20 protein-coding genes are annotated in these 17898 nt (G+C 34.9%); 17 read left to right on the top strand and 3 right to left on the bottom strand.

All coding sequences use genetic code 11. The features are described from left to right. The first annotated feature begins 5 nt into the window (after nucleotides 1-5). Together BLS98_RS21310 and BLS98_RS21305 are read left to right on the top strand one after the other, a co-directional pair. On the top strand, nucleotides 6-539 hold the full coding sequence (locus BLS98_RS21310) for a DUF6584 family protein (RefSeq protein ID WP_089739264.1): 534 nt from the start codon (nucleotides 6-8) through the stop codon (nucleotides 537-539). Between the two features lie 337 nt (nucleotides 540-876). Continuing rightward, nucleotides 877-1098 carry a phosphate ABC transporter substrate-binding protein gene (locus BLS98_RS21305; protein ID WP_089739261.1) on the top strand — a complete coding sequence of 74 codons (222 nt, stop codon included), beginning with the start codon at nucleotides 877-879 and terminating at the stop codon, nucleotides 1096-1098. 609 nt (nucleotides 1099-1707) lie between these two features. Here BLS98_RS21305 and BLS98_RS21300 read toward each other — a convergent pair. Then, nucleotides 1708-2058: a hypothetical protein gene (locus BLS98_RS21300; RefSeq protein WP_089739259.1), complete on the bottom strand. Its 351-nt coding sequence runs from the start codon at nucleotides 2056-2058 to the stop codon at nucleotides 1708-1710. A gap of 11 nt (nucleotides 2059-2069) precedes the next feature. Beyond that, nucleotides 2070-2429 (bottom strand): transposase, encoded by a 360-nt coding sequence (locus tag BLS98_RS21295; protein WP_394331784.1) that lies wholly within the window; start codon nucleotides 2427-2429, stop codon nucleotides 2070-2072. Nucleotides 2430-3123: 694 nt separating this feature from the next. Here BLS98_RS21295 and BLS98_RS21290 point away from each other — a divergent pair. The 10 genes from BLS98_RS21290 (at nucleotide 3124) to BLS98_RS21240 (ending at nucleotide 12194) form a co-directional block, all read left to right on the top strand. Beyond that, a complete protein-coding gene (locus BLS98_RS21290) occupies nucleotides 3124-4662 on the top strand; it encodes a SulP family inorganic anion transporter (protein WP_089739255.1) in 1539 nt (512 codons plus the stop codon). Nucleotides 4663-4960: 298 nt separating this feature from the next. Beyond that, a complete protein-coding gene (locus BLS98_RS21285; RefSeq protein ID WP_089739253.1) occupies nucleotides 4961-5629 on the top strand; it encodes an HAD family hydrolase in 669 nt (222 codons plus the stop codon). An 8-nt stretch (nucleotides 5630-5637) separates the two neighbouring features. Continuing rightward, nucleotides 5638-6462, top strand: a complete 825-nt coding sequence (locus BLS98_RS21280; protein ID WP_089739251.1) for a phosphoribosyltransferase family protein — start codon at nucleotides 5638-5640, stop codon at nucleotides 6460-6462. After that, nucleotides 6452-7009: a TerD family protein gene (locus BLS98_RS21275; protein ID WP_089739249.1), complete on the top strand. Its 558-nt coding sequence runs from the start codon at nucleotides 6452-6454 to the stop codon at nucleotides 7007-7009. Before BLS98_RS21280 ends, BLS98_RS21275 begins: the two co-directional genes overlap by 11 nt. 2 nt (nucleotides 7010-7011) lie before the next feature. Continuing rightward, entirely contained in the window at nucleotides 7012-8187 is a 1176-nt protein-coding gene (locus BLS98_RS21270; RefSeq protein ID WP_181575102.1) for a toxic anion resistance protein, read from the top strand. Nucleotides 8188-8203: 16 nt separating this feature from the next. Beyond that, nucleotides 8204-9151 (top strand): hypothetical protein, encoded by a 948-nt coding sequence (locus tag BLS98_RS21265; protein WP_089739247.1) that lies wholly within the window; start codon nucleotides 8204-8206, stop codon nucleotides 9149-9151. 74 nt (nucleotides 9152-9225) lie between these two features. Then, nucleotides 9226-9834, top strand: a complete 609-nt coding sequence (locus BLS98_RS21260; protein ID WP_089739245.1) for a TerD family protein — start codon at nucleotides 9226-9228, stop codon at nucleotides 9832-9834. Between the two features lie 85 nt (nucleotides 9835-9919). Beyond that, complete coding sequence (locus BLS98_RS21255) at nucleotides 9920-10960, top strand: TerC/Alx family metal homeostasis membrane protein (RefSeq protein ID WP_089739243.1); 1041 nt, start codon at nucleotides 9920-9922, stop codon at nucleotides 10958-10960. Nucleotides 10961-11249: 289 nt separating this feature from the next. After that, nucleotides 11250-11777 carry a TetR/AcrR family transcriptional regulator gene (locus BLS98_RS21245; RefSeq protein ID WP_089739239.1) on the top strand — a complete coding sequence of 176 codons (528 nt, stop codon included), beginning with the start codon at nucleotides 11250-11252 and terminating at the stop codon, nucleotides 11775-11777. Between the two features lie 3 nt (nucleotides 11778-11780). Then, nucleotides 11781-12194: a nuclear transport factor 2 family protein gene (locus tag BLS98_RS21240; RefSeq protein WP_089739237.1), complete on the top strand. Its 414-nt coding sequence runs from the start codon at nucleotides 11781-11783 to the stop codon at nucleotides 12192-12194. Nucleotides 12195-12451: 257 nt separating this feature from the next. Here BLS98_RS21240 and BLS98_RS21235 read toward each other — a convergent pair whose 3' ends face one another. Then, nucleotides 12452-13465, bottom strand: a complete 1014-nt coding sequence (locus BLS98_RS21235; protein WP_089739236.1) for a catalase family protein — start codon at nucleotides 13463-13465, stop codon at nucleotides 12452-12454. Nucleotides 13466-13728: 263 nt separating this feature from the next. Here BLS98_RS21235 and BLS98_RS21230 point away from each other — a divergent pair, with 263 nt between their 5' ends. From BLS98_RS21230 to BLS98_RS21210, 5 genes are all read left to right on the top strand, one after another. After that, a complete protein-coding gene (locus BLS98_RS21230; RefSeq protein ID WP_052480489.1) occupies nucleotides 13729-14163 on the top strand; it encodes an FKBP-type peptidyl-prolyl cis-trans isomerase in 435 nt (144 codons plus the stop codon). 140 nt (nucleotides 14164-14303) lie between these two features. Next, entirely contained in the window at nucleotides 14304-15254 is a 951-nt protein-coding gene (locus tag BLS98_RS21225) for a hypothetical protein (protein WP_089739234.1), read from the top strand. Nucleotides 15255-15318: 64 nt separating this feature from the next. Further along, complete coding sequence (locus BLS98_RS21220; RefSeq protein WP_089739232.1) at nucleotides 15319-15729, top strand: Rrf2 family transcriptional regulator; 411 nt, start codon at nucleotides 15319-15321, stop codon at nucleotides 15727-15729. A gap of 62 nt (nucleotides 15730-15791) precedes the next feature. Further along, nucleotides 15792-16445 (top strand): NAD(P)-dependent oxidoreductase, encoded by a 654-nt coding sequence (locus BLS98_RS21215; protein WP_089739231.1) that lies wholly within the window; start codon nucleotides 15792-15794, stop codon nucleotides 16443-16445. A 16-nt stretch (nucleotides 16446-16461) separates the two neighbouring features. Next, a complete protein-coding gene (locus tag BLS98_RS21210) occupies nucleotides 16462-17634 on the top strand; it encodes an MBL fold metallo-hydrolase (protein WP_089739520.1) in 1173 nt (390 codons plus the stop codon). Nucleotides 17635-17898: the final 264 nt, after the last annotated feature.

Genomic DNA, 17898 nt, shown 5'->3' with positions numbered 1-17898 from the left:
AACCCATGAGAAATCTGTTTGATAAAGTAGAACAGGATCTGAAGGAAGGGAAAAAGAAGAAAGCTTGTGACAGATTAAGAAACTTAATCAATCAGTTTCCAGATGATCTTTCCTTGAGAAAGAAATTAGGGCAGATTTATTATGATGCAGGTTTTCTGGATGAAGCCGGAAAATTCTGGATGTTGTCTGAACATGAAAATAAAGAAATGAAAATAGCCGTTGAATTGTATAGAAAAACATTGAGCAATTCCGGAAACGCTATTTTAAAAGATGTTGTCTTCAGAGGAAATAAAGCACAGCTTAATGAGTATGCTAGGAAAGTTTTGACGGAATTGGAGCAGGATAGCTTAAAGAAGACAAAGCATATTCCTGATTTTAAACCTAAAACCAGAGCGAAAGGAAATTATTCTATACCTAAAAACAACCAAAGCTTTTTAACAACAGTAGGTTTATGCCTATTAGTAGGATTTGTTATAGCGCTTCCTATTTTAGGAATTGTGAAGCTTTTAGAATTGATATCTTTATTATTTTCCTATTAAAAATTCAACTACGTAAAAAGAATGCGTACTTAGCATATAATTTTGCAGTGTTAATAATATCGGTGTCGTAAGAAAGGCCTACTTCGATTCCAAACTGACATAGCCTTTCGTCTAATTACCCGGTAAAACAAACCAATGCCGTCCGTAAGAGTTTCATCATCAACTTCCAATTGAAACTAATTACTCTTACAATACATTGCTTGGTTTTTATAAAAAAATAAACTGCGTAAAAAGAATGCGCAGTAACCATATAAATTTGTAACATCAACTAATAACCATGAACAACTATAAATCAGATCTAAAAGAAGCAGTGTATTGAGGTTAATACTCAATACTCATGAAAAAAAATAAAATAGTAAGACAAATCTTCGGAACCAATGAATATGAATTGATTGATTTTCCGATGAAAATTTCCGGAGTACAGATTTCCAGGCTCCAATACGGAAATGATTTAGGGTGTTCATATTGTTTTCCACATGGCTTTGAAGTGGTGAATGCAAAGGAAACCAAGTTTCAGCGAAACTGGAAGAAATACAGAAAAACCCAATGGAAAAAATAAAGCAAGTGCCGTAAAACAGAATTACTTCGTGGGGTAACAGAGGTGCAGGTGCAAGTCCTGTTCTGTGAAAGCAGATAGTGTAAAGTAGTACGCTGTTAATAGGAGTCTGTTGAGCTAATTGCCTTGCTTTTTTCAAGTGTCGTTCAGGAATCATACTTGAAATTAAGACAAATGAAAAAATAAGAAACTAAAAATCAGGTGTCGTCTCAGAATCATACTTCGAGATTGAATAAACATTGGGTCGCAGGTTCGAATCCTGCCTTTTCCCTCGAAAAGGAGAAGTAGCTCAGCAGGTAGAGCAAATGCATGAACGATTCTAAAAATATTACCCTGATTTGTATAAAAGAGTGCCGTAGAAAAGGCTTACTTCGGTTTATTTGGTTCGATTCCAGAAAGATCATGAAAGTGGTCTTGTAAATGTCTTTTCAAACTTTGCCTCTTTTTTAAAAACAAACAAGTGCCGTAAAATAGTGCTACTTCATTCATCACGACGGGGACACGGGTTCGAATCCGGTCTCTTCCACTACAAAATCGGAAGAGTAGCTCAGCTGGTAGAGCACGACATCACTATTTGCCTGTTGCCTTGTTTATTATAAAAAAGCCGATAAGTTATTTATCGGCTTTTTTCATAGCATGGTCCAACTCTTCTTCAAATATCAGTTTCCATTTTGAGAGGGTAGTTCTGCTGATCTTATATTTTTTAGACATATAACTGGTAGAATGCCCGTGCTTCTTTTGATATTCAAGAAGTTTGAGCATCGTTTTCTTGTCATAGGTCTTCAGTTTTTGATTGTTTCTCTGGCCTTCCCTGGAAGGTTTGAAAAGTCTGTCATTGAATTTCAGTACATCTTCACTGGTATCAAGTTTTCCGAGAAGTTCCTTTATTTTAGGGTCTTTTAACTTATCTGGATACTCCATCTTAAGCATGTCCTGGTATATCTTTTTATAATTGGGACGCATTTTTTATCAATTTATCCGTTAATATCACTTTTCTGAAGCCATCTGTGAAGCGTACTTTTAGGAATAGAGTATTCCTTAATCACGTCACTTTGGGTCATATCTCCTGAAAGAATTCGTTTCATAATGAATTCTTTAATTTCCTGAGTATAAATATTTTTTCTGAAGTAGGGTATTTTGTCAGATTTCTGTTGATTTTTATTGGCTGCTGCAGGAGGTGCATATAAAATCAAGTGAGAACTGTAAAGTCTGAAAAAATCATATTCCAATAATTTGCTCCATCTCAGAAGGAGATCTGCATCTAGTGATCTGCTATTGTACATTCCTTCTACAGCATCTTCATCTTTGTCCAGGAATTTACATATCCTCTCCATTGTTATTTCATTTTCATCAACCCTCTCCTTAATAAAACTTCCAATATGGATCTCTTTGTATAACATTTTTATTTAATATTATCTATATTATTAAAACTTATGCATAAGAAAACGTAAAATAGGCGATATATATTATTATGTTTTGCAAAATATAATTCACTTCATTTTGAAATCGAAGAATCAGGGTGCTATTCAATAATCTTGAATACCTGTGATGAGACTATAAAAAGTCTTAGGAAATTGGTTAGGACAGCTTAATCTTAAAAGGGCATGTTTAATCTACCTTTAGGTATATGCATTATTTCCAATGGGTTTATTGCTCATCTTCTCTTTCAATCTTCTTTTTTCTTCCATTTGTGTAAATAATATATAACCTATTAAAGTTTTTTCATACAATTCTATTTACGTTAAGCTTTTGTGTTGAAAGGTTGTATGTGTGTTGACAACCAGTTTTTTATGTTTAGAATATCTTGTTTAGTACCAAATAATCTGCTTAATTGCTTTCAAATTTAAACAAAAATTAAAAGCAAAGACAGGAGGATATCTAAAAAAGTTTCTTTATGGGCAAATTTTAATTAAAATTAACATATTATATAAACAGATGTGTGAAATAACCTAAAACACGAATATGGAGTAAAAAGTTGAAAAAGAAAAAATTGTATACCACTCTGCAACTCTATACCTTTGCAATTCAATGAAAAATACTATCAGTTTATTCGATTTTTCGAAGAAAATAAATTACAAAAATGAGTTATTGGCAGGATTTACCGTAGCCATGACCATGATTCCCGAATCGCTTTCATTTGCAATTCTGGCTGGCCTTTCACCACTCACAGGATTGTATGCAGCTTGCCTTATGGGTATTGTAACAGCTGTGTTGGGTGGCCGTCCAGGAATGGTTTCTGGAGGAGCCGGAGCTACTATTGTGGTTTTGATTGCCCTCATAAAATCTCACGGAATAGAATATCTTTTTGCTACCGTAGCTCTTGCCGGAATTCTACAGATGCTTGTTGGAGTCTTTAAATTGGGGAAATTTGTTAGGCTTATTCCACAGCCGGTGATGTACGGGTTTCTGAACGGGTTAGCAATCATTATTTTTATGGCTCAGGTGGAGCAGTTTAAAATTACAGATGCTAATGGAGTGATAAGCTGGCTTCAGGGAATGCCTTTATATATTATGGGTGGGTTAACGGCCCTTACGATTGCTGTAGTTTATTTCTTCCCAAAGCTTACGAAAACTGTTCCTGCATCGCTGGTAGCCATTGTTGTAGTATTTGTAGTAGTTCTTGGATTCAATATTCCGACGAAAACCGTAGCAGATATTGCCCATATCAGCGGAAATCTTCCAACTTTTCATATTCCGAAGATTCCATTTTCTCTGGAAACTTTACAGATTATTTTTCCGTATGCATTAATTATGGCAGGGGTAGGCCTTATTGAATCATTGTTGACTTTATCTATGGTGGATGAAATTACCAATTCTAAAGGAAATGCCAATAAAGAGTCTGTAGCGCAGGGACTAGCCAATATTACCAATGGATTTTTTGGAGGAATGGGCGGCTGCGCAATGGTCGCTCAAACCTTGGTGAATCTTAATGCAGGATCCAGAGCCAGATTATCAGGAATTATTGCTTCCGTTATGATCCTATTGATTATCCTGTTTGGAGCACCTATTATTGAGAAAATCCCAATGGCAGCTTTGGTGGGTGTAATGATGATGGTGGCTATCAGTACTTTTCAGTGGGTTTCCATCAGAATTGTGAATAAAATGCCGAAGTCAGATATTTTTGTGGGTATTACTGTGGCTTTAATTACCGTAATACTGCATAATCTAGCCCTTGCCGTTTTGGTAGGAGTAATTATTTCCGCTTTGGTTTTTGCGTGGGACAATGCGAAAAGAATTCGGGCAAGAAAACATACAGATGAGAATGGTGTTAAGCACTATGAAATATTGGGCCCTTTGTTTTTCGGTTCAGCAACAGCTTTTGCAGATAAATTTGATCCGATAAATGACCCTGATGAAGTGGTGGTAGACTTTAAAGAAAGCCGAATTGTAGATATGAGTGCAATAGATGCTGTAGATAAATTGTCAAAACGATACAAACAGTTGGGGAAAACATTATTTCTTCGTCATCTCAGTGAAGACTGCCGTAAAATGTTAAAAAATGCTGAAGCTGTCGTGGAAATCAATATTCAGGATGATCCAACGTATAAGGTGATGCCGGAAAAATAAAGAGGTGCCAATCTAGAATTGTTTACGAAAAATTGAAAAGCGCAGCGAACTGCCTATTCATAATAAGAAATAATTAAACACCCATAACCAAACAAGGACTGTAGGAAAGATCTACAGTCCTTATTTTTTACTGTTTCTTCCTTAAAATCATAAAATATCTTAAAACAGAGGTGTAAAGTAATGCAGTAATGATAAAAATTTTATCTTTGGGAAGAATAGAAAATTAAACACTTTTTGATGATTAATAAATTTTAAATCTTTTTCAAGAAGCTAAATAAAACTTTTAACTTAAAACATATTGAAAACAGATATCGACATTCATAACCACTGTCATTTTTCCTTTGACCTGTGGCTCACTTTAATCAAATCTCATCCTGAATTTAAAACAAAAAGAGTTGAGCTGTTCTCCTCGTTTTTTAATGTGGACGCACCCATAGAAGTGGTTGCAAGAACCGTAAAATATTATGATGATCTTTGCAATACCATTAACGAGGTTACAGGAGGAAATATAGATACTTTTGAGATCTATCTGATGATTTTGAGTGCTTTGAATGCTGATGTAAAGCTTTTGACCAAAGAAAAACTGAATGAGTTTTATGTAAAAAGTGAAGAATTGTTTTTAGAGTATAAACCTATTGTCATTTTTGAAAATATTCATGATTTTTTTGATGAAATTAAAAATCAGGGAAAGACCATCAATATTCTGAGCAACACAGGATTTATTAAAGGAAAAACAATGAGAAAGTTCCTGATCCATGAAAACCTGGATCAGTATATAGATTTTCATATTTATTCTGATGAAATCAACTGTTCAAAACCGAACCCGCTTATTTTTCAGGAAGTGAAGAATAATCTTAAAGATCAGAATCTTCCCCTGCACCAGATTTTACATATTGGTGATAATCCTGTGGCTGATTATAAAGGAGCTACAGACTTCGGGTTCAGCGCACATTTACTTAAAAACTAACCATAAACATGAACAAAAGATACAGCTTACACCACATTCATTCAGCGGATGAGTTCACTTTCTCACCTGCAGAATACAGCTATTTCAAGTATGGCGATAAGTCGTATGCTGAAAAATTTGCAAAAGAATTATTCGACGGATTTATTTCCGAAAACGCTGAGCTTTTAAATACAGATAAAGAAATTGTAGTGCTTCCAAGTCCTTATATGGCGATTCCTACGGCTTCCAATTTTTTATGTTTCTATTTTAAAAAATATCTGGATTATTATCTGTTCCAGCAAGAAAAAAAATCAAGTATTTTATCAAAAATCAATAGAAATCATACCTATATCACAGATTATGGGAATCTTAACTTTGAGGATCGTAAAAATCTGATTGCCAATGATACTTATTATATTGATAAAGACTTTTTAAGAGGAAAACTTTGTATTTTTATAGACGATATAAAAATCACAGGAAGTCATGAGTATACGGTGAACAGAATCCTGCATGAATATGATGTGGAAGCAGACTTTATCTTCCTGTACTATGCAGAACTACAGAACTTTGATCTGGATCCTAAGATTGAAAACTTTTTCAATTATTATGCAGTGAAAAACGTAAAGCATATTGCAGAAGTAATGAATAAGGACAGTTTTGAGTTCAACACGAGGATTGTAAAATATATTTTAGGCTTAGATTCAAGTAATTTTGATTATCTTACGTCTAAAGTAGAAAAGGAACAGATGGATCTCCTGGTGGAGCTTGCCATTAGTAACAATTATCATTTAATAAAAGAATATAAAAATAACATCAATACTTTAACACAAACGGAATTATATTATGGCTATTAACTTACAAAAAGGACAAAGAGAAAATATCAACGCACCTAAATTCACTGTAGGTTTAGGATGGGATGTCAATAATACTTCTACTGGAACAGGATTTGACCTTGACGCTTCTTTATTTTTATTAGGAGATGACAAGAAATTAGTTTCAGATAATCACTTTATTTTTTATAACAATACAGAGTCTCCGGATAAATCAGTAATCCATACAGGAGATAACCTTACAGGAGAAGGATCAGGTGATGATGAGCAGATCAAAATCGATCTTACAAAAATTGATGATGCTGTAAAGGAAATTACAGTGGTTGTAACCATCCACGATGCAGATTCAAGAAGACAAAACTTTGGACAGGTAAGAAATTCTTTCATCAGAATTTTCAATACAGATACGAATGAAGAAATCTTAAAATATGAATTGGATGAAGATTTTTCAATCGAAACGGCAGTAGAATTCGGAAGAATCTACAACAGAAACGGAGAATGGAAATTTGAGGCTGTAGGAGCAGGACAGAGAGACGGCCTTGAGAAATTTGTATCAATTTATCAGAAATAATCATGGATAATCAAGAAAATCAACCTATAGATCCACTTGGATCAATTGAACCTCTTAGAACATTTGAGCCGACACCAATGGTTCCCCCAACCCCAGCTCAACCTATTCAGAATGCAGCACCAGCGGTACTTGTAGATAGAGAGGGGAACGTAAATCTAACTCAGTTGCAGTCAGAAGAACGTCAGAAATATGAAGTTCTTGCGAACTCTATTGATGAAGCTAATCCAGGATCTATCGTAAATTTTGGAGCCGAACTTCAGAAAACCTTAACTAATCAGAGTGACAGCTTCTTAGGAAATGTAAGAAGATCAAACTCAGGAGAAGTTGGAGGATTAATCAATGACCTTTTAGTAGAGCTAAACTACGTAGACGTAGAAGAGCTTAACACAAACAAAGTAAAAAGCTTCCTGAGCAAGTTACCATTCATGAAGAAGGTAATTACTCAGGTAGAAAACCTGTTTACAAAATATGATAAGATCATTAACAATATTGAGCAGATCTCATATAAAGTAAATGCAGGAATCATTACTTCTACAAAGGATAATGCAGTTCTTCAGACGATTTTTGAAAGCAATGTAAACTCTATCAAACAAATTGAAGAGCTTGTGATTGCAGGAAATATCAGAATGGAAAGAGCGGCAGTGGAGTTGGCTCAGATGGAGACAGCCCCTCAGAATTTCCAGGATTATCAGATTGCAGATAAGAGAGACTTCATTGCAAGGTTAGACCGAAGAATGGCTGATCTTAAGGTGGTGCGTGTCATTATGATGCAGTCTCTTCCACAGATCAGATTGGTTCAGAATAACAACGTTTCTATTGCAGAAAAAGCACAGACTATTCTTACCACTACGCTTCCGTTATGGAAAAACCAGCTTTCGCTTGCTGTTGCCATGTACAGACAGCAGCAGAGTATTGAGATCCAGCAGAAAGTATCTGCTACTACAGAAGAGATCTTGAGAAAAAATGCAGAACGTCTTGGGCAGAACTCTGTTAATGTAGCGAGAGCCAATGAACAGACGATTGTATCTGTAGAAACATTGAGAGAAACAACTACAATGTTGATCAACACATTGAATGAAGTAAAACAGATCCAGAAACAGGGAGCTGATAACAGAAGAAAACTGGATCAGGATCTTCAGACATTAGAGCACGAATTGAAAGCGAATGTCAGAGGTTAATTTATAGGATACTAAGGTGGGGGAAGATGCAGCAACCATATTGTCACAGAGTAAAAGAAGGTTAACAAGACTTAAGCTTCTGGCTAATTTTTTTGAACATATTGATATAATATCCATTTACATTAAAACAGATATTATCCACAATTTGTTCCAGGAAAATACGGCTCTTGATTACAATAAATTGGAACTTTTCCACCTGCAGTATACCGACAGTCTCATAGAACTTTTGACGAAAATCAAAAGACAGAAGGAAAATGATATGCTGGCGGTCCTTAATGAAATTGACATCAACAAAAAATATATTTCAGGTTTTGAAGAAAGACAGGCAGACAGTTTTCAGACTGACAGGAAAATGTACAGCGGTATATTTTCACAACATCTGAAAGCTCTGTATAAAGACCTTACAGAAGATATTTTCACTGCCAATTGGGATAATGTATTGTATTTTCATAAAAAGTATGCAAAGGAATTCTACAGGTTGGAAGCAGATGAATCTCTGCTGAAGGCTGAATCTTTTCCGGCATATCAGTACAAAGATTATTCTATTGAAAGGAAACTGTTGGGAAGGTTGAACATACAAGGATTTAAAGTCCGTTTTGTTTGCGGCTATGCTATTGGACCCCATGAATATGAACTTTTCAAGATCTTTCAGACCGATGATTATTTTATTTTCAGTGTAGATGATAAAAAGCTTTATCTTTTCGACAAGGAACTGGATAAGCTTGATACTTCTGAAAATCAATCCAATCAGAGTACTATTATAGACCAGCTTAAAAATAAAAACGAAGAGCTGGAAAATACAATGAATGAAAGAAAACGCAACTTACCCCCAGAGGTAGAAGTGGTCTTAAAGGATTATATCAGAAACCTGGAAAATATAGACATTATGAGCAAAATATTTGCTTTTGATGAAGAAACAAATATTCTGAGGGCAATGCTTAATTTGAACCTGAATAATCAATAAAACGAAATTTGAAACAAGCGGATAAGCACATTTGCTTTTCGGCAAAAATGTAAATAATAACTAAACATACAAAGATGGCTATCAACTTACAAAAAGGTCAGAGAATTAACCTTAAAAAAGAAAACGGAGCTGAGCTTTCCCAAGCTTGTGTAGGAATCAACTGGGGAGCAATTGAAAAAAAAGGACTTTTCGGAACTAAAAAAGAAGCAGTAGACTTAGACGGAAGCTGTATTTTATATGATTCAAACAAAAATGTTACTGAAGTAGTTTATTTCGGGAACCTTAAATCTAAAAACGGTTCTGTAAGACACAGTGGAGACGACCTTACCGGTGACGTAAACGGTGACGATGGATTAGACAACGAAGTGATCACTGTAGATTTCAGTAACCTTGAGCCTAATGTAGATCACGTGGCAATGGTACTAAACAGTTACAAAGGTCAGGATTTCGGAACCATTCCTTTTGCTTCTATCCGTATTTATGAAGGAACTCCAACCAATGTAAAAGAGGTTTTTGCTAAATATGATGTAGCTAATGATGCTTCTTTCAGAGGACATGTAGCGATGGTATTAGGCGTTTTCTACAGAAGAAATGGTGAATGGAAATTCAACGCAATTGGAGATCCTACAGCAGACAGAAAGCTGGAGCAGACGATCCAAACGGTACAGATGAATTATTTATAATCGTTTATACATCAAAATGTAAATAAAATAGCAATATTTGTACTTTGTACATCTATTGCTTTTATCATATAATAACATAACTCAAGTGGAACATCAAAGTATTTTAGAACTGCACCCTGGATTGGTCTGGGGATTCGCGATAACAGTTGTTATCATGCTACTCCTGGATTTAGGAGTATTCAACAAAAAAAGTCACGAAGTTTCTTCCAAAGAAGCTACGATCTGGTCTATTGTATGGATCTCACTGTCTATGATCTTTTCAGGAGTCGTGTATTGGGTTTTCAATACAGACGGAACGCCGGAAAGTCATGCTATAGCAGTAGAGAAATTTACACAGTATCAGGCTGCCTACTGGATTGAAAAAGCCCTTTCTGTGGATAACTTATTTGTATTTATCCTTGTTTTCGGGTTCTTTAAAGTTCCGAAATACCTTCACCATAAAGTTCTTTTCTGGGGGATTATCGGAGCGTTAATCTTCAGAGCGATATTTATCTTTGCTGGAGTAGGACTTATTAACCTTACCTATCTTCCTGAAATGACTGTTTTCGGAAAAGCAGTACAGATCAACATCGTGATGGCCCTGTTCGGACTGTTTCTTGTATACGCAGGAATCAAATCATGGGGTGACGGTGGCGATGATGACGATGAAGATTACAGCAATACAGCAGGAGCAAGACTGATCAAAAGTTTCTGGAAAGTTTCTGATAACTACGATGGAGACAAGTTCTTTACCATTCAGAACGGGATCAAAATGGCTACACCGCTATTAGTAGTAGTGGGAGTTATTGAGTTTACAGACGTTCTTTTCGCAGTAGATTCCATTCCGGCGATCTTTGCGATTTCAAACGACCCGTTTATCCTGTATACATCAAATATCTTTGCGATTTTAGGTCTTAGATCATTATATTTCCTATTGGCAAACTTTATTCACATGTTCAGCAAACTTCCTTATGGATTGGCGATTATCCTTTCATTCATCGGAGTTAAAATGCTTATTGCACCATGGATTCATATTCCTTCCCCAGTTTCATTAGGAATTGTAGGTGGAGTATTGGTGATCTCTGTTCTTTTATCCGTTATCTTCCCTGAAAAAGAAGAAGAGGAAAAAGATAAGTTGGAAGAGTAGTAGCATACATTACGATATATAAATGGCCCCCAAGAATTAATCTTGGGGGCTTTTTTGTGAAGGAAGAGAAAGGAAGTTGGATGCTGGAAGATGGAAGTACTTGTAGGCGAAATAAAGAATCAGCTGCATTGTAACGAGATTATCATCATAAGAATATAAATATTTATCTATAAAACGAATAGGACCTCCAGCTTCATTCTTCCAGCTTCCCTTCAAAAAACAAAATAGACAGACAGGTTTGTCTATTTTGTTTTTTTCTTCTATCTTTGTCTTACAAAATAAAATAAATATGAAGTCGCCAAGAGAAAGAATTATAAAAACAACTTTTGATCTGTTTGCAAAACAGGGATATAATTCTACAGGAATCAACCAGATTATTTCTGATGCAGGAGTGGCCAAAGCAAGCTTTTATCTTCATTTCAAATCCAAAGAAGACTTATGCGTGGAGTTTCTTAATGTAAGACATGAGTATTGGTTCAATGAGCTTCATTCTTTTACTGCCCAGTCCGAAGATCTCCGTTCAAAGATTATTGATGCTTTTGATTTTCTGATGTATATGAATGATAAAGAGAACTTCAGAGGCTGTAGTTTCCTGAATATTTTATCAGAAATTCCGATGGATAATGTTAAAATTCTCAACGTAATTCAAACTCATAAAGCTGATCTTAGAAATTATTTCCTTGAATTACTGAAAGATGATACTCTTTCCGATCATATCTATATGCTTTTTGAAAGCAGCATTATAGAAAGCCAGCTTTTTAAATCGAATGAACTGATAGTGAAATCAAAAAAAATAGTTAATCATTTAATCCCTTAATCAATGGAACAGAAACACCCGCTTCCTCCGTTTACCCTTGAAACGGCAAAGCAAAAAATTCAAATGGCAGAAGATGCCTGGAACAGTCAGGATCCCGAAAAAGTTTCTAAAGCTTATACCTTAGACAGCGAATGGAGAAACAGAGATACATTTGTCAATGGAAGAGAAGAAATTGTTTTGTTTCTTCAGAAGAAATGGGAAAAAGAACTCAATTACAAACTTAAGAAAGAGTATTGGGCACACACTGAAAACCGTATTGCCGTTCGTTTTGAGTATGAATATCAGATCAAAGAAGGAAATTGGTTCAGAGCCTATGGCAACGAGAACTGGGAGTTTGATGAGAACGGATTAATGGTCAAAAGATATGCAAGCATCAATGATCTAGCTATCAGTGAAGAGGATCGGAAGTTTAAATAAAGAATAAAAACTGTTGATCAAAACCAAAGTTTTTCTTGCCACGGATGCACGAATAATTTTATTAGCGCATTCGTAGTGATTAAAAAGCCTTTTAGATCTGCGTAATCAGCAGAATCTGCGAGAATTTAGATCTTTCTCATTATAATATTCTATATGCCTATGTGGTAAAAGCATCAAACCACATAGGCACATAGATCTTACGCATAAATAAAATTATTTGTAAACTTGTTGCATCTTTTATCAACAAAATTTTGTGTCTACAGTTCACTTTTCTTACCATGCAAAAGGGTATTGATTTTTCTTCTTGTCTGTACAGATACTTTATAAGCACTATCTCGCAATCTCTGAATTTTCCCAACAGGCTGAAAAATAACCTTACTCTCAAAAGGATTAAATGAAAGCAGCTCATTACTGCAATCACGCGGATCTAATAAAGCCCCTTTTTCTATTTTCACTTCACCGATTTTAATGAAGGGCGAATTTTTCCATTCTACATTGAGTTTGTTGATAGGCTGGTCTTTCAGATCATAGCAAAGCTGGATCAAAACATCAGCGGCAAAATAATTCCTTTGAAGATAATTCCTTAAAGCTTTTTTCATGTTTTGTTTCTTATCCATATTCTTATTAACAGACTTGGGGATCAGTTTTATCTTCATCATATAATCTCCCAGACGATAAGCACCCACCGAATGATAATCAAAAGAAAGAATAAAATCATTTCTTTTACGAAATAGTTTCAATGCATTTCTGATAAAAGATCGTGTACAAACAGATGGAATAACTTTTATGATTTGAGTAATCAGTGAAAATAAACCATTCCATTTTTTGATATAAAAAATATTGATGGCTGTAAACAGTTTCAGAAATATGGAGACAGAATTAACCGGAAACAATGGAAAATTCACTAGTGGATAATTGGAAAGCAGATTATTATTTTCATCCCTGATCTGTACAGCAAAACCATAAGCAGGAATATCCCTTTTTGAATTGGTAATTTTAAATTGAGCATTGGAAAGCCTTATGAACAAATCAAATTTCTCTTTATCAAAAAAAGGCTTCAGAAATTCAGGAATATTAGGATCTACCAAGAAAATTCCTTTTGAGACCGCATAAGTCTTGGCATGGGCATTTCTGGTAGCATAATTAACGTCGCTTATGGAAGAGGATTGCTCAACAAAATCGGTAATCGTTTTTTTATTGATTTCCAGAAGTTTCTTTTCCTCTTCATTAAGCTCGTCAAACTTCTTGTTATATAATATCGGATTTGGCATTTAGTTTTTAAATCCAATTATAACGCCAAGTTTCGGAATCTGTGTTAAGAAAATATTACAATTATTTGAATTTTGAGTATGCAAAATATGAGCTCCAGAACTAGTGAATTCCTTGAAAATATACGACTACATGGTTTTATTATGTAAGTTATTGATAATTAATGATTAATATATTTTTGCGTATGGTTGTAAAAACATTTTTGGACCAAATTGATAAGTATACAAGAAGTTAAAAAAGCCTTATCTTTGTAAAAAATTATAATATGGGAGTAGCAGATTTGTTATTTAAGCGTAAAAAAGAATTAGCTGAAAAGAATCTTAACGACGGTAAAGAGTATATGGAAGAGTATGGTAAGAGAGAAAGCGTTGTTCAATTACCAAGCGGCTTACAATATGAAATTATTACAGAAGGTGATGGTGCAAAACCAGGTCCTAAATCTACTGTAAAATGCCACTATCACGGAACCACTATTTCCGGTAAGGTTTTCGATAGTTCTGTAAAAAGAGGAACTCCGGCATCTTTCCCATTAAACAGAGTGATTTCAGGATGGACAGAAGCTCTTCAGTTAATGACTGTTGGAAGTAAGTGGAGACTGATTATTCCACCGCATTTAGCATATGGAGATCAGGAGATCAGCAAAGAGATTGGACCAAACAGTACCCTTGTTTTCGAAGTAGAATTACTGGGTATTAAATAATCCGGCTTAAAAATAGATTAAAAAATTACCTGATTTCAGGTAATTTTTTTTATTTGTACTATATTCGTATTGATGAATTATATTGAAACTGATTGATGATTTCTGAAAATGATTCAGCTATAACACAAAAATTGGTTTGAATGAAAAAGATTTTTTACCTCTTTATCGTTTTCGGTTTGTTGACTTCTTGTGTTTCCAAGAAGAATCAGCTTATTCAGCAGAATATACTTACTTTGAAGGATAGCTATTGTAAAGCACCCTTTAAGTATAACTATAGCAATAAAGTCCCTTCCCACAATTCGGATTCTATCTTAGCAGCCAATAAGGAGCTGAAGGAAATGTTTTCTGACCAGAGTATTTTAATTTTAAATGCATTGGATAACCTGGATGAGGTTCATGAGATTATGGACCTTAAAAAAGATTCATCTCTGGCTTCTCAGGTTAAAGTTTTGCAACTAAAAACTAAAATCAACAGTAAAATTACCATTGCCCTTACAGAGCTTGATGCTGTAGCTGCAGAATTTGATTGCGAAGGCGAAAGAGTAGCCCAGATCGGAAATTATGTGGATAATCTTAACTCTTCCAGAAATAATAAACTCATTCTATATTCTATTATCACAGGAGCTGCAGCTTCCATCGCCGGAGGAATTGTTGGAGATCAGGGATGGAGCAATGCCATTGATATCGGTGGTGGGGTTTTGGGAGCAGGTTTTGGTTTGGCAACCCTTAATCCGAAAGGAAAAAAAGTAGAATTTATTCACCAGAGAAACCTTCTTAGAGATATCTGGAAAGAAAAACTGGAGTCTCCGAACTTTCCACCCTTTATCTGGTATATGTATACCGAAAAGAAATTCTCCAATAGGGAAGAACGTTCTATTATCGGAAATATGAAAGAAAGATGGCTTCATTATCAGTTTGATGATGACACAGCAGCTGCGAATCAGTCCGTTATTTTCAAGGATGGTGGATATTACAGGGCAGACGACCTTCATAATCGTGCGGCTATGCTTAATCAGATGCAATCTGCTACACGAACAATCAATCAGAATATTAATTATTTACTGCTGGATCTGGATAAATTAATCCTTTAAGAAAAATTAACTGTAATAAATTTTGTTACAATTAAAATTTTTGTATCTTTGCAGAGTAATTACAATGAATAACACAAGATTTGCTACGGCAATACATATCATGACCTTATTGGCTAAAAGTCCTCAGGAGTGGCTCACTTCTGACTGGGTTGCGGGTAGTATCAATGTAAATCCTGTCATTGTACGTAAAGAGATCAGTGTCTTGAGAGAAGCAGGTTTAATTATCAGCAGACAAGGGAAAGAAGGAGGGAGTCACCTGGCAAAAGATGCGGAAAATATTACCATTTCTGAGATTTACAGATCGGTAAAAAATACAGAAGTATTAGGGAAGAAAAATCAGAATCCTAATCCATCATGCAGTGTTGGAAAAGAAATTAATGGTCATTTAAATACATTATTTGAAGAGACAGATCAGTTGGTAAGCCAGTTTTTAGGAGATAAATCTTTGCAGGAATTCGCAGATCAGTTCGAATAAAAATTTTTTACCCTTAAATGTAACAAAATTTATTACAATTTAATTAAAAAAAATAAAACATTATGAAAAAAGTAGCAGTAATTGGTGCAACCGGATTTGTAGGAGCACACATCGTAACAGAATTGGCAGACAGAGGATATGCAGTAGAAGCTTTAGTAAGAGACGCATCGAAAGTGAAAACACAGGAAAATGTAACAGCAAAAAGCGTTGATGTAAACAATGTAGAAGAATTAGCAGAGGCTTTAAAAGGAAGTGATGCCGTAATCAGTGCTTTTAATGCAGGATGGACAAACCCAAATCTTTACAACGACTTTTTGAATGGTTCTGAAAATATTCAAAAAGCTGTAGAAGAATCAGGCGTAAAAAGACTGATCGTAGTAGGAGGAGCGGGAAGCCTTTATACACCGGACAATATCCAAATTGTAGACACACCGGACTTTCCGGATGCTTATAAGCCGGGAGCAACTGCTGCAAGAGATTATCTGAACAAAATCAAAGAAAATAATAATTTAGATTGGACTTTCTTCAGCCCAGCAATAGAAATGAATCAGGCGAATGTAGGAACAAGAACCGGAAAGTACAGAACATCTCTGGAAACTCCCGTATTTGATGAAAATGGAAGAAGCCAACTTTCAGTAGAAGATGTAGCTGTAGTTTTAGTAGATGAACTGGAGCAGAACAACCACGTTCGTGAACGTTTTACAGCAGCTTATTAATTTAAAAAGAACAGAAATGTTAAAAAGAAAATTATTATCATTAATGGCTATATTAGGTTTCATAAGCATATTTGCAGGAAATCTGAAGGTGAAAGTCTATAATCCCGGAACCAAAGCTATTTTCCCCATTACGTCTACCATTATTTATGGTGATAAAGATGCTATACTTATTGATGCCCAGTTTCAAAAGCAATATGCAGAACAGTTGGTAAAAGAAATTAAAGCAACCGGGAAAAATCTGAAAACAGTTTTTATCTCACACAGCGATCCGGATTTCTATTTTGGATTAGATGTTATTAAAAAGACTTTTCCGAACATAAGAATTATTTCTACAGCACAAACAGCCTATCTTATTTCCGCTTCTAAGGATGATAAACTGGCAGTTTGGAAGCCACAATTGAAAGCAGATGCTCCTTCAGAAATCATTGTTCCGGAAGCAGTAACTGCTGTTCCTGATCTTGAAGGAAATAAAATTGAGATCAGACAGAACCCTGAAGATTCTGCTCACAGTTTTCTTTGGATTCCATCTATTAAAACCATTGCAGGAGGAATTTCAGTCTCTGTAGATTCACATCTTTGGATGGCAGATACTCAGAATGTAAAAGCCATTGACCAATGGATTGGACAAATGGATGCGATGAAATCTTTAAAACCTGAACAGGTAGTTCCATCACATTTTGCAAAACAATCTTTATCTCCGGCATCTCTTGACTTTGTAAAAGGTTATCTTGAAAATTATAAGAAAGCCGTTAATGAAAACAAAACTACATCTGCAATCGTAGATTTTATGGTAAAGAAATATCCAACCCTTCCCGGAAAAGATGAGTTAGAAATGGGGGTAAAGGTTTTCCTTGGAGAAATGGCTTGGGATTTAAAATCACCATATCCAGCAATTGGTCAAAAGGTAGAAGTTGATTTTGGAGCTGTAAAATTCCTTTTGGACTTTAAAGACAATAAAATAATGACATTTACCGGAACTGCAGGGAGTTCAAAAAATAGTACTGATACCGTAGAATATACTGCTGTGGAAGTAGCGAAGAATGTTTTTATGGTCTATTGGCATGAACCTCACTTAGGCTTCAATGTAACCCATATTCAGGATTACAATAAAAATATTGTGTATTCTAATATTGCAGGACCAGACGGTACATTCACACACCCGAAAGGAACTCTTAAGATTTTAAAATAAAAAAAACAGCTGCCATCGGCAGCTGTTTTTTTGTGATATCATAATAAATTAAGATAAAGTATCCTCAAAGCTTCATTCAATCAGCTTGCTGATTCCTTCTTAGCTTCCTTATAGAATCAAACAGAAAAAATCTTAAAACTTTGCGTTGAAAATAATTTCTCACAGATTTCCTTTAGATTTACAAAAGGATTTAGTTATAAATTAGATAATAATTAAATTCTGAAGAACCAGAGAAAATAAAGTGAACTAAACAGATTTCCAGAA

The sequence above is a fragment of the Chryseobacterium jejuense genome (assembly GCF_900100075.1).
Classification (GTDB): Bacteria; Bacteroidota; Bacteroidia; order Flavobacteriales; family Weeksellaceae; genus Chryseobacterium; species Chryseobacterium jejuense.
This window is presented reverse-complemented; position numbering and strand designations above follow the sequence as displayed.

Bases quoted from the DNA above. Each gene is read 5' to 3' on its own strand.
- BLS98_RS21270 (WP_181575102.1), top strand. From the start codon at position 7,012: ATGGATAATCAAGAAAATCAACCTATAGATCCACTTGGATCAATTGAA.
- BLS98_RS21310 (WP_089739264.1), top strand. From the start codon at position 6: ATGAGAAATCTGTTTGATAAAGTAGAACAGGATCTGAAGGAAGGGAAA.
- BLS98_RS21280 (WP_089739251.1), top strand. From the start codon at position 5,638: ATGAACAAAAGATACAGCTTACACCACATTCATTCAGCGGATGAGTTC.
- BLS98_RS21220 (WP_089739232.1), top strand. From the start codon at position 15,319: ATGAATAACACAAGATTTGCTACGGCAATACATATCATGACCTTATTG.
- BLS98_RS21230 (WP_052480489.1), top strand. From the start codon at position 13,729: ATGGGAGTAGCAGATTTGTTATTTAAGCGTAAAAAAGAATTAGCTGAA.
- BLS98_RS21210 (WP_089739520.1), top strand. From the start codon at position 16,462: ATGTTAAAAAGAAAATTATTATCATTAATGGCTATATTAGGTTTCATA.
- BLS98_RS21300 (WP_089739259.1), bottom strand. From the start codon at position 2,058: ATGCGTCCCAATTATAAAAAGATATACCAGGACATGCTTAAGATGGAG.
- BLS98_RS21240 (WP_089739237.1), top strand. From the start codon at position 11,781: ATGGAACAGAAACACCCGCTTCCTCCGTTTACCCTTGAAACGGCAAAG.
- BLS98_RS21215 (WP_089739231.1), top strand. From the start codon at position 15,792: ATGAAAAAAGTAGCAGTAATTGGTGCAACCGGATTTGTAGGAGCACAC.
- BLS98_RS21245 (WP_089739239.1), top strand. From the start codon at position 11,250: ATGAAGTCGCCAAGAGAAAGAATTATAAAAACAACTTTTGATCTGTTT.
- BLS98_RS21295 (WP_394331784.1), bottom strand. From the start codon at position 2,429: ATGGAGAGGATATGTAAATTCCTGGACAAAGATGAAGATGCTGTAGAA.
- BLS98_RS21305 (WP_089739261.1), top strand. From the start codon at position 877: ATGAAAAAAAATAAAATAGTAAGACAAATCTTCGGAACCAATGAATAT.
- BLS98_RS21260 (WP_089739245.1), top strand. From the start codon at position 9,226: ATGGCTATCAACTTACAAAAAGGTCAGAGAATTAACCTTAAAAAAGAA.
- BLS98_RS21225 (WP_089739234.1), top strand. From the start codon at position 14,304: ATGAAAAAGATTTTTTACCTCTTTATCGTTTTCGGTTTGTTGACTTCT.
- BLS98_RS21235 (WP_089739236.1), bottom strand. From the start codon at position 13,465: ATGCCAAATCCGATATTATATAACAAGAAGTTTGACGAGCTTAATGAA.
- BLS98_RS21275 (WP_089739249.1), top strand. From the start codon at position 6,452: ATGGCTATTAACTTACAAAAAGGACAAAGAGAAAATATCAACGCACCT.
- BLS98_RS21290 (WP_089739255.1), top strand. From the start codon at position 3,124: ATGAAAAATACTATCAGTTTATTCGATTTTTCGAAGAAAATAAATTAC.